Genomic DNA, 532 nt, shown 5'->3' on the forward strand with positions numbered 1-532 from the left:
TAAGCTTCCCCGCTCATCACCTCATGCCGGTAGGCCAGCAGTCTCAGGCTGCCGCCTGGTCCGGTATATACGGCATCACCCAGCAGGTAGAGCTTGTCCGGCAGGATGGCTGTCCGGTCCGCATTCATGAATATGCCGGCAGGAGGCACACCCGCCACATCCCAGTCCCCGTACAGGGTGGAGTCCATGTGGTAGGCGAACTTCCCGGCATCCGCTACATACACTACGCTGCCGCCCGGTTTGGTACTCTTGTCAGGTAAAACGTTGCCTGTTTCCATCCATGAGGAAAAGCGTGCGGTAGCCCCGCCGACGGCTGCTGCCGTAGTCTGTTCCACCTTGGCAGCGGCGTTTTCTGCCTTGGCTGCCGCTTCGTTGGCCTTGGTGGCCGCTTCCGTGGCGGCCTGGGTCTTTTCCTCCAGTCCGGCTACGGCTCCTTCCGCTTTCTTGGCGGCAGCCTCGGCACGGGCGGCGGCATCGCTCGCAGGCTTCCCTATCAGTTCCAGGGGGACGTTCACCATCTTGCCGTCCTTCT

Annotated in this window: 1 pseudogene; it reads right to left on the reverse strand. The window is 62.2% G+C overall.

The features are described 5' to 3' along the window. Positions 1-518: pseudogene (locus tag IEZ04_RS34470) on the reverse strand (hypothetical protein); the annotation flags it as partial. Positions 519-532 lie beyond the last annotated feature (14 nt).

The organism is Streptomyces ruber (genome assembly GCF_014648075.1).
Taxonomy (GTDB): domain Bacteria; phylum Actinomycetota; class Actinomycetes; order Streptomycetales; family Streptomycetaceae; genus Streptomyces; species Streptomyces ruber.